Annotated in this window: 4 protein-coding genes; all 4 read left to right on the top strand. The window is 58.4% G+C overall.

Translation table 11 applies throughout. The annotated features are described in order from the left end of the window. Positions 1-161: 161 nt before the first annotated feature. The 4 genes from D9N14_RS13360 to D9N14_RS13375 all read left to right on the top strand — a co-directional run bounded on the left by D9N14_RS13360 (position 162) and on the right by D9N14_RS13375 (position 12178). Complete coding sequence (locus D9N14_RS13360; protein WP_290580464.1) at positions 162-2111, top strand: diguanylate cyclase; 1950 nt, start codon at positions 162-164, stop codon at positions 2109-2111. Beyond that, positions 2104-3921, top strand: a complete 1818-nt coding sequence (locus tag D9N14_RS13365) for a diguanylate cyclase (protein WP_290580466.1) — start codon at positions 2104-2106, stop codon at positions 3919-3921. Before D9N14_RS13360 ends, D9N14_RS13365 begins: the two co-directional genes overlap by 8 nt. A gap of 381 nt (positions 3922-4302) precedes the next feature. Further along, positions 4303-11601, top strand: a complete 7299-nt coding sequence (locus tag D9N14_RS13370; protein WP_290580468.1) for a thrombospondin type 3 repeat-containing protein — start codon at positions 4303-4305, stop codon at positions 11599-11601. 115 nt (positions 11602-11716) lie between these two features. After that, positions 11717-12178 carry a glutaredoxin domain-containing protein gene (locus tag D9N14_RS13375; RefSeq protein WP_290580470.1) on the top strand — a complete coding sequence of 154 codons (462 nt, stop codon included), beginning with the start codon at positions 11717-11719 and terminating at the stop codon, positions 12176-12178. The last annotated feature ends 81 nt before the right edge of the window (positions 12179-12259 follow it).

Genomic DNA, 12259 nt, shown 5'->3' on the forward strand with positions numbered 1-12259 from the left:
GTGCGTTGGCCAGATTCTGAGTCCATTAGCTCAGACAGAGTATAGTCCTGATTATAACTAGTGCTAACAGTTATAAGCCGGTTACGAATCGCTACAGGATGTAATGGAGAAATTCGCGACGGGTTTCTATATTTGTATCAGGCGATCAAGAAATAATCTAAATGACGAAGCTGATTTCAAATCTACTATCCCTGGGTGGCGCGATGGCCCGGGCCGCACTGCTGTTGTCTGTGCTGACGGTGTCGTGGCTGGCGGCACCGCTGTCGGCGTCTGCCCAGCTGGTGGCCCTGGACACGGCGCTGCAGGGCCGTTACCTGGGGGAATACCTCAGCGTCTGGGTGGATCACGACAAGAATACGCCGTTGCGGAAGGTGGTCCAGCAGCAGGATTGGCAGCCGGTGGGGGAAGCCATCCCCAATTTTGGCCACACGGCGTCGGTGTACTGGTTTCGCCTGGATGTGCAGGCGGCCGCGGAATCCAAATCCTGGCTGCTGGTGAACTCCAATCCACTGATGGATTACCTGGACGTTTATGGGGTCAGTGAAGAGGGCGACGTGGTTTCCCATTATGCCGGTGGCTCCCAGCGGCGCACCACCGAGCAGGATATTCGGCATCGTCACAACCTGATTCCAGTGCACATGGGGGAGCACAGTCTGCTGTCCTATTACATCCGGGTGGAAAGCCAGCACTCGGTGCAACTGCCGCTGACGCTGTGGTCGCTGGAGGGATTCCTGGCGTGGGATGAAATGACCGGCGTGCTCACGGCAGCCATGCTGGGGGCCCTGTTCATCATGCTGTTGTATAACCTGTTTCTGTATACCACCCTGCGGGACCCCATCTATCTGGCCTACATCGGCTCGGTGTTTGGCTTCATGATGCTGCAGGTGTCACTGAAGGGATTTGGCTTGCGCTTCCTGTGGCCCAACCAGTTTGCGGTGTCCTCAGTGGCCGTGTTTGTGTCGGCCTATGCCACCATCTTCTTCGCCACCACCTTTGCCAGCTGGTTTATGCAGCTCAAGGAGCGTGGTTTCCGCTTTATGATCGTGTTGGACATCACCCGCTGGAGTGCATTGGGCTCTGCTCTGCTGGTGCATGTGCTGCCGGACATGATGCGCATGTACCTGATGGTTTTCCTGGGCATTTCAGCGGTGACCATGGGCATCATCGCCATCTTCACCTATTACCGTTCCGACGACCGGCCCATCAAGATTTTCACCATGGGCTGGATCGTGTTGTTGATCGGGGCCCTGTTGTTCCTGATGAACCGGCTGGGATTGGTGAGCGTGAACGTCTGGACGGAACAAACCCTGTCGGTGGGCTCGGTGTTGGAAATGATCCTGTTTTCCATGGCGTTGGGGGATCGCATCAACAGTGAAAAGGAGCAGAAGCTGAAAGCCAAAGCCGTGCTGCTGCATTCCCTGAACGCCGAACGGGAAGAAAAGCAACGCATCCTGTTGAGTGAGGAAACCGCCCGCAAAGCCAAGGAGAAAACCCTGCAGATCCGCCGTGATGCCAACCAGCGCCTGGAGGCTGAAATCGAAGAGCGCACCACTGAGTTGCGCCAGGCAACCGAGGCGCTTTCCCTGATGGTGCAGAAAGATCCCTTGACCGGCACCTACAATCGTCATCACTTTAATGAGTCCATTCATGCCGCTTGCCGGCGTGCCAGCGAAACCCGGGCCGAACTCTGCCTGATGATGGTGGACGTGGATCACTTCAAACGCATTAATGATCGTTATGGGCATCTGGCGGGGGATCGTTGCCTGATCCAGGTGGCCGGTGTATTGCGATCCCTGGTGCAGGGGGAGGGTGCGGAGATCTGGCGTTTTGGTGGTGAGGAGTTTGCCGTGATTCTGGAACACCGCACTTTGTTGCAGGCGCAGCAGTTGGCGGAGCACATGCGGGCTTCCCTGGAGGCCACCAGTTTTGCTGATGCCAACGGGCCCCGGCATATTACGGTCAGTATTGGTGTGGCGGGCCTGGTGCCACGCCCCAATCAGCGTCCGGAGCAACTGGTGGATCTGGCGGATCAGGCGCTCTATGCGGCCAAGCACAGCGGCCGTAATAAAGTCTGTCTGTTTGAGCGTGAAGGAGGGCAGCACCTTGCATAGTGGCGGGTATCGTGGCTGGATGTTGCTGAGCCTGTTGTTGCTGTTGGGTGTGGCCCGGGCCGACCCCATCGAGCAGCACGGTTGGTATTACCTGAAGGATAACCAGTACACCCTGGATGAGGTGCAGCGTAACGGTTTGCCCTGGCAGAAATCCCGCTGGCAGGCACCCAACCTGGGCTTTACCTTTGAGCCTCATTGGTTCCGATTGCAGATTCCCAACGGCAGCGTCAGCCCCGGCAATTGGTATCTGCTGATCGAAGACGCCATTCTGACGGAAGTCCGCTTCTGGCTGGTGGAAGGCAATGCGCCACCGCGGGAAGTACGCCCGGCAGACACGCGCATGCCCCTGTACCCGGTACAGGTTCAGTTCGGCCAGCATTACGAGGTGTACCTGCGGGTGGAGTCGAACACCGCCCTGCAACTGCCCACCAAATTATTACCGGAATATGAGCTGGTCACCTACAAGGAAGTTCAGGACACTGCCCTGGGCCTGTTTGTGGGGATTCTGTTTGCCATGATGCTGTACAACCTGGTGTTGTATATTTCCATTCGCGACACCACCTTCCTGTTGTATGTGGGGCATTCCCTGGCACTGCTGTTCTTTGTGTTCAGTTGGCAGGGGCTGGGCAATCGTTATCTGTGGAGCAGCTACCCCGACCTGCAGAACATGAGCGTGGCGCTGGCCACCTTTGCGGTGATCGCGTTTTCCACCTGGTTCTGTGGCGTTTTCCTCAACATCAATGAAAAGAATTTCAAAGCGGTCAAGCTGTTCTGGTTTATCCGCAATCTGGGCTTTGTAGGCATTGTGATCACGCCGTTCCTGCCGGCCGAGGTGGCTACCTACAGCTCTTCGCTGCTGAGCTTTTTTGCGGTGCTGATGGTGGTGAGTGCTATGGTGGCGCGGGTGTCACTGCGGCATCGCCCGTCCCGTTTGTTCCTGATGGGCTGGACCATGTATGTGATCGGGGCCCTGGTAATGGGTTTGAACAAGTTCGGCTGGATCGAGGTGACGGCGGCGTCTGAGAACCTGATTCTGTGGGGCGCTGTGTTTGACATGGTGCTGCTGTGCATTGCGCTGGGTGACAAGTACCACGAGGAACGCAACCTGAAGTTGCGGGTGCAGGAGATGACCATCAAAGCCGTGCGGCGGGAAAAAGAAGCCAAAGAGCTGGCCATCGAAAAACAGCTGCAGGCGCAGCGGGCCCTGCAGGAGGCGGCCGATGCCCAGGAGGATTATTCCATGTTGCTGGAGCGCCGGGTGCGTGAGCGTACCCTGGAGCTGAAGCGCACCAAGCAGGATCTGGAACACATCAGTGAGCTGGATGCCCTCACCAAACTGAAGAACCGGCGTTTTCTCATTGAGCGGCTGCAACAGGAGCAGCAGGCCTGCATGCGCTCGGGCTATTCCTTTGCGCTGGTGATGGTGGATATTGATCATTTCAAGCAGGTGAACGATTCCTACGGCCACCTGGCGGGGGACGAGTGTATCCGCAGTGTCGGCCGCCTGATGCAGGAGCAGTTGCGTCCAGATTCGGACATCGTCTGCCGCTACGGTGGTGAGGAATTTGTGCTGATTCTGCCGAACACCGGTGAGCCGGAAGCCCTGCAGGTGGCGGAACGGATACGGGCCTATGTGGCGCAAACGCCGATCCTGTGCGATGGCCGGCGCATCATGGTGACCGTGAGCGCGGGCGTGATGGTGGTGGATCGGGCCATCCTGTGTAATCAGGGCGAAGATGTTATCCAGCAGGCGGACCAGGCGCTCTATCAGGCCAAGCATCAGGGCCGCAATTGCGTATGCCTGGCCTAGGCCCAGGCAAAATATTTAGACAAATTTTATCTATCAAATCCGTTTCGTTTTCCCCGCAATGAATAAAACGCCCCGTCATTTACCCTGGTGCCAGCAACGGTTGTCGCTCTTATTCCCTGAAAAAGGCGATTTTCTGCAGGTAAGCACAGTGCCCCGGATATGCAAGCGTAAATACTGCGCCTGAGCCGCTTCGGTATTCCTGATGACACGGCGTCCGCCGTGGTTGAAATTTTTTTCTACACTGAAAAACGCTGTCCCTGAAATGGGCTGGCCGTGTCTTGTTGCTGCAAAAGGAAATTGAATATGGATTCCCGATCCGGAACGAATGCAAAGATGCGCGGCGGAATGCTGTCGTGTTTGCTACTGATGATGCTGAGTGTTGTGACAGCGTGCAGTGATGGAGGGGGCAGCAGCGGCTCGTCTTCCTCCGGCGGGGGCGGCGGAGCCTCACTGAGCCTCTCCGGTGGCGGTGTGGATGGCCCCCTGGCGTTTGCCACCGTCACGCTCTACACCATCGACACCTCCGTTGCGGATTTCAAAGGCCAGGTGTTGGGTGAAGGCACCACCGACAGCCGGGCCGGGATCAACGGCATTGATAAACCCAGCGCGGACGACGCGCCCTATCTGCTGGAGTTCAGCGCGGATGCAGACACCCGCGACCTGACCGCCTGTGAGGATCTGGACACCAGTGGCAGCATCGATGTGGCCAGCGAGTGTCTGGCTCCGGTGGTGGGTACGTTGCGCACCGTGGTGACGGCGGACATGCTTAACAGCGACCGCCCTGTATACGCCACGTTGCTGACCACCATGGCCACGGACCTCGCGATTGCTGCCACCTTCGATGCCTCTGGTGATGAGGCAGCATTGCTGACAGCGCTGCCGGATGCGGCAGCACAGGTGAAGTCCACGGTGGGCTTTGGTCTGGGCAGTGGCACGGACATCTTCACGACCCCTCCGATTCTGGACGCCGACACCGACACTGCAGAAGAGCAGGAGCAGGTGGCAGCCTATCGCTCCGCCGTACAGGCATTGGCGTCGGTGGTGGACCAGATTGCAAACTCCGTTGGCGGTGCTGATCCGGTGGCGGTGTTGACTGTAATGACGGAAGACCTGGCGGACGGTGAGATTGATGGCCAGGTGGATGGTGTGACCGCCGATTTGTACGACGGTGACGGCGATGGCAGCGGTGATACCAACGGCGCCAACGCCGCGTTGGTGTTGCTGGATCAGGATCCGGAATCATTGCCGGTGCCCAACGATCCTCTGGGTCGTACCGTGGGCGATATGGCGGCCATTCTGGTGGCCGAAATCGAGGACACCGGCAACGATGACGTGGCCGCCCAGATCGATGAAAACACCGAAGTTGAGCTCAAGCCCGCTGCCAAAAATCCGGATCTGGACGGCGACGGTGTGCCCAACGAGAGCGACGCGTTCCCCACTGATCCCACCGAAGATACGGACACCGATGGCGATGGCATCGGTAATAACACCGACACCGATGATGACAACGACGGCGTGGCGGATCTGAATGATGCGTTCCCCACCGATCCTGATGAGAAAATGGATACCGACAGCGATGGCATCGGTAACAACGAAGATGAGGACGATGACGGCGACGGTGTACCGGACGACGAGGATGATTTCCCCCTGGACCCCAGCGCCTCTGATGCTACGGATGTGGACGCCGACGGCTGGGCCGTGGGGCAGGACCCGGACGACAACGATGACACCAACCCGGGCATTCAGTTTGTGGATACCGACAACGACGGCCTGGCGGACAGCGGTGGCAGCAATCCCGACACGGATGATGACAACGACGGTGTACCGGATGCGGAAGATGGCCCCGGTGGCAGCTTTGCCCTGAATCCCAACGAACAGTCTGATCTGGATGGCGACGGATTCGGTGATAACTCGGACGATGATATCGACGGTGATGGCCGTCCCAATCACACCAACGGTGACGGCGTGCGGAACGATGCCGCCTCCATTGCCACCACCAACCGGGATCGTTTCCCGCGCAACAACACCGAATGGGCGGATACCGATCGGGATGGCATCGGCAACAACACCGACGAGGACGATGACAACGATGGGGTGTCCGATGCCGATGAATCAGCAGCCGGAACCGATCCCCTCAAGCGGGACACCGATGGAGACGGCGCCCTGGACGGAGTGGATGCCTTCCCGTTACTGGCCTTTGCCAGCTTTGACCTGGACGATGACGGGGTGCCGGTGCGTCCGGCCAACCTGGCGGACGCCGATGTACCGGCGGGGCAGAAATTCGATAACTGCCCGGCCACGCCCAACCCGGAGCAGGTGGATACCGATGGCGATGGCAAGGGCGACAAGTGCGACACCGACGATGATGGTGACGGTGTGGCCGACGTGGACGATGCCTTTCCGCTGAACAGTAATGAAAGTGCGGATGCGGATCAGGACGGTATCGGCGACAACAGCGACCCGGATGACGACAACGACGGTGTGTCCGACGACAACGATGCCTTTGATAACGATCCTGCGGAGTTTGAGGATACCGATGGTGATGGCATTGGTAATAACGCCGATACAGACGATGATGGTGATGGGGTCCCCGATACTGAGGACGCCTTCCCCAAAGACAGCAGCCGTTCCAGCGTTGATGATCAGGATAACGACGGCTGGCCGGTGGGTGATGATTCCGACGACAGTGACGGTAACAATCCCGGTATTCCCTACGTGGATTCTGACGGTGACGGCCTGGCGGACAGCGGTGGCCTGAACCCCGACCCGGATGATGATAACGATGGTGTGCCGGATACAGAGGATGCCTTCCCCAACGATCCCACCGAATCTGTGGATACCGACGGTGATGGCACCGGTAACAACACTGACACGGATGATGACGACGACGGTACCCCGGACAGCGCCGATGCGTTCCCGCTGAATGACCAGGAAACCGCTGACGCGGATCAGGATGGCATTGGCGATAACGCCGACGAGGATGATGACAACGACAACATCCCCGATAGTCAGGACAGCAACAGCACCAATCCCGACGTGGATGGCGATCAGGTGCTGGATGGATACGACAATTGTCCTTTAGTTGCCAATACCCAGCAGAAAGACAGTGACTTCGACGGCATTGGTGATCTGTGTGACACCGATAAAGACAACGATGGCGTCAACGATGACGTGGATAACTGTCCGGCGGTGGCCAACCAGGATCAAGCCAATGCCGATGGTGATGAATTGGGTGATCTGTGCGACAGCGATGATGACGGTGACGGCGTAGCGGATGCGGAGGACGCCTTCCCGCTGGATGCCTCGGAATCAGCGGATACTGACAGCGACAGCGTGGGTGACAACAGCGATAACTGCCCCCTTGTGGCCAACCAGGACCAACTGGATACGGATCAGGATGAAGTTGGTAACCTGTGTGATGACGATGATGACAACGACTCCCTGTCGGATTCGGAGGAAGCCAGCCTGGGCACAGACCCCTTACTGGCCGATACCGATACAGACAGCGTGGGTGATGCGGCCGACAACTGCCCGCTGAATGCCAATCAGGACCAGTTGGACAGCGATCAGGACAGCCAGGGTGATGTGTGCGACAGCGATGACGACAACGACGGTGTGGACGATGGCGCCGACAACTGTCCCCTGGTATCCAATGCAAACCAGGAAGATGCCGATGGTGATGGTGAAGGTGACGCCTGTGAGGCACCGCCGGTGGCCATTGCCGGATTCTGGCTGGCCAGCATCACGGCCGACACTGAAGATGAAAGTGGCTCTCTGCCCAACAGCATTCCATTGAGTGAAGTCTGTGATATCGATGTGGGTGACAGCCATGCCGGCGTGGCCTTCGTCAAGCAGCAGGGTGGCAGCATCAAGCTGGTGTTCGACAATGACGGCGGCGAGGACGACGGCGACACTGGCTCGGTGGACGGAGAAGGCAACGTGCAGTTCGGCTTCCAGGACGATGGCGCCCACAACGAGTACGACTACTCCAGTGGCAGCCCGGTGTTCCTGTACAGCGTGGCGGAAGCCTTCAGCTTCAGCGGCACCGTGGATGACATCAACGCACCAACGCTCATCACCGGCACCAGCGTGACTGAAACCTTCAACGTGTTCAGTGGCGAGGACGGCAGCGGTTCGCAGATTGCCTCCTGCAGCTACACCTACACGGGCACGTTGTCCGTCATGAGCCAGGTGGAAGCGGCCACGGTACTGAGCACCTCCGGCAGTGACCAGGGTGTAGCCTTCCCCCATGCGGACCGGGAGTATTTTGATCCTACCGGAGTGGATATCCATCGTTTCGGCTACACCCAGTTCGACACCACCGGTGGCTACGAATATGAGTGGGACGGCAGCAGTTGGGCCCTGTTCAGTGGCAGCAGCTGGATGCTTACGGCCACCGGCTGGAATGACTTCGATGAAACTCCCGGCATTGACGGCACTCCGGGCACCACCTTCACCCTGGCCCGCGCACCGGGTGGACCGTACGGTAGCCAGTGGCTGGTGACCACCTATGCCGCCAGCGTCAGCGGACTGCCCATGACGGAGTTCCTGGATGGCGATTGGGAAGACGCGGTGGCGGACCCCAGCGCGGTGTTCAGCAGCAGCGATGCCCGTGCCATAGGGGTGACCGTGCTGAGCCAGGTGGATGAGTATGAGCTGGGCTGTGATTACGGCATGCCGAAGCGGGAGCTGATCAGCTGTGAAAACTGGGTTTGGAAAACCTATCCGGAAGCCGGTGAGGACGCCGCCACGGCGGACAATCTGGCCACGGCCCTGACCGATATCCTGCACAGCACCGGCAGTGCTCCCAGCACGCCCATCGGTGGCATTCCAGTGGGCGAAAGCTGGACCCCGGCGGGCACCTCGCTGCAACTGTTTGCCTGGCTGCAGGGCAGCGATGTCAGTGGTGCGGCCGGTACCAGCGGTAGCGTGGCGTTCTATACCCATGATGGCAGCAGTGCCAACGCCAGCCTGGTGTCCGATGCCTCTGCGACCTGGAGTATCAGCGATCCCATGGGCACCGGTGATCTGGTGTTGATGTTCACCTTGCCGGACACGCTGGAAGTGGAGCACTTCTATTACCACTTCGAGGAAAATCCCAATGTGATGATCGCGGCAGTCTCTCTGAGCGATGCCACCCCCTATGTGCGCGTGGGTTGGTTCTCGCCCCAGGGTGAACAACGGGAGTACCGTGGCCTGAACGTGACCGCCTGGAACGAGCTGATCAACGGGTTCAGTTATACCGAACCGGACAGCGACAGTGACGGCGTGGTGGACACCGAGGACAATTGCCCGCTGGACGCCAACGCGGACCAGGCCGATACCGATGGCAATGGTGTGGGTGACGCCTGTGACGGCGGAGTGGAACCCATGGACTCGGACGGCGACGGTTGGTATGACACCGAAGACAACTGCCCCGATGTGTTCAACTCCGATCAGACCGACAGCGACGGCAACGGCATCGGTGACGCCTGTGACAGTGGCCTGCCTCTGGATTCCGACAGCGATGGTGTACCGGACGACAGCGATGCCTTCCCCACCGATGCCACGGAGCAGAACGATGCTGATGGTGACCAGGTGGGTGACAACAGCGACGCCTGCCCGTTCCTGGCCGGCAGCAATCAGACACCTGCCGATTGCGCCGATCCCGGAGTCAATATGGCCGGTGTCTACTTCATCGACTGGACCGGTTCTGGTACGGAATACGATGAGGAAACCCAAAGCTGCGTCACCATCACCGAAACCAGCGGCAGTGAACTGGTGCAGGTGGAGCAGATCGGCAATCAGGTGATCCTGCGGGGTGAAGACGAAGACGGTGGTTGGGAAGACCTGGGCACCATCGACGCCAACGGCGGCTTCTCCTTCAGCAACAGTGACAGTACTTCCAGCTTCACGCTGTCCGGTGATTTTGTTGCCGGAACCAGCTTCAACGGCAGTTACAGTGAAGAGGAGGGCAGCTGTTCCGAAAGCGGCAGTGTTGTCTTCACTCCGGGAACGGCGGTGCAGGAATCCACCGTGCTGGCCGCGGGTATTGCCTGGTTCGAAAGCGATGCCTGGTATGACGGTGCAACGCAACAGGAGCAGCGCTTCTTCGAGTATGGGCTGATCACCGACGGTGCGGCGGAATCCTTCTTCGAGTACAACGCCAGTACCGGCGCCTGGGATGAGCTGGTGGACGATGAAGTGGATCTGTACATCACCGCCAACGGGCTGGACACCGCTCTGGACCGTTACACCATCAGTGGTTACGTGAGCGGGGGTGAAACGGCGATCCTCAGCCCCTTACAGGAGGACGGTGTCACCGTATCATCACTGGTCACCTCCCACGTGGAACTGGCCGAGTTCAATGTGGAAGGCAAACCCATGGCAGCGTTGTTGGGTGAGGATTTCCATGCCGGCCTGACGCAGGACGATGTGTTCAGCAGCGGCGCCCGCGCCTATGTGGCCACCATCACCGAGCAAACCGAGAGCTATCAGTTCTGGTGCGATGATGACTGGAATGCCTTTGTCGCCGACACCTACACGTGCGCCAACGTTGTGGCCACGGCCTGGCAGGATCAGAATGGCGACGGCGAATCGGATCCGGTGGCCGCCACGGCCCTCAATGATCTGGTCTATACCCCCACCGAATTTGAGAGCGGCAGCATCAACTCCGGTGGTTTGTGGATCGGTGAAGGTTGGGATATGGGTGGCCGCTTCTCGGTGAATCTGTTCCTGATCAGCGATGATGGCACCACCGCTGGCGCCAACCCCACGGCCCTGGTGGTGAAGTTCTATGATTCAGCCCCGGATTACTGGGGGGACAAAATCGTTATGGATGAGATCGGTTTCACCGCCACCAGTCTGGGCGGCATCGACCTGGTGCAATGGGATGTACCGGATGTGGCGGCGAAAATCACGGAGCTGGATGAGTATGAACGCCACCCCTTCATTTTCGTCGAGTCCACTCTGGATGGCAGTGCGCTCGTGCGCCGTGGTGAACGCGTGTTGCAAAACACGCAGGAGATGGACATGGTGTTCAACACCACGGCCCGTGACCAGATCCTGGCGGCGTTCAGCACCATCGCCGGCATCTACACCAACACGTCCGAATCGGTGTTGTTCGCCATGTTGCCCAACGGTCTGTACTTTGGCATCCAATGGATCGAAGGCAATGGTTTTGTGGGCTTTGAACGGGGTGGATACGAACACTATGGCAATGAGCTGTTCGTGTATACCGAGCAGAACCACGATGGGGAAGCCCTGTTCTGTGATCAGGGTGCGGGTAGTACCTGCAGTGACCTGATGTACGAAGTGGATGTGTCTGCCAGTGCCCTCACCCTGTTCCCGGGCACCGTGGATGAGTTTGCCCTGGACCGTGAAGCCTTGACTGGCGATGGCATCGTGGGCGCCTGGCATCTGCAGAATGACAGTGTGCTGATGATGTTCCTGCCCGCAGGAGAATACTTTGCCATTCAGTGGCAAGAAGAGAATGGCTTTGTGGGCTTTGAGCGGGGCACCTATGCGTTGAACGCTGATGTGTTGACGGTGACCGTGGACCAGAACAACGATGGCGAAGCCCTGGTGTGCAATGCGGCTGCGGCCAGTTGTGCGGCCCAGGACTTCACCATCAGCTTGTCCGAGGAGCAGATGATCATCGACCCCAGTGGTGACGCGGTCACCTTCGAGCGCGCCTTGTAACGTCGCTTTGTAACAACGCAGCACCCCAACACACCCGCCAAAAGCGCCCCGGCCACCGTGCCGGGGTTTTTTGGTTATACTGTAAGGACTCTGACTAAGCTGTGTGGATTAATGTGTGAACTCAAAAATCGTTTTGCGTGCCCTGGTCACTCTGTTGTGTCTGCTCTGCAGTGGGCTGGCCAGCGCTGAGATTTACAAGTGGGTGGATGACAAGGGACGGGTGCATTTTGGTGACGCGCCCCGGAAAAACCAGGCGGTGGAAACCATTCAGTTGGAAGTCAATACCTACGAATCCGTCAGTTATGACGATGTGGAGTTTGCCGAGCCCAGCGTCAGAAAACCGCTCAACCAGAAAATCACCATGTATTCCACCAGTTGGTGTGGCTACTGCACCAAAGCCCGCCAATACTTCACCAGCAATAACATTCCCTTCACGGAATACGATATAGAAAAAAACCCGAGCGCCCGTCGTGCTTATGACGCCATGGGTGCCAAAGGCGTGCCAGTGATTCTGGTGGGCAAGAAGCGCATGAACGGCTTCAGCCAGCAGGGATTTGAGAATATTTACAATCCCTGAGCCCGATGCTGCGTCGAGCTTTGCCGGCTAGTGGATTCTTTTGTCAGGATTATTCAGAAACCCACCCCTCTCCCAAAACGT

This window comes from Ketobacter sp. (assembly GCF_003671495.1).
Taxonomy (GTDB): Bacteria; Pseudomonadota; Gammaproteobacteria; order Pseudomonadales; family Ketobacteraceae; genus Ketobacter.

What these genes read in the sequence shown, in the direction of transcription:
- D9N14_RS13360 (WP_290580464.1), top strand. Translation starts at nt 162, where the DNA reads ATGACGAAGCTGATTTCAAATCTACTATCCCTGGGTGGCGCGATGGCC.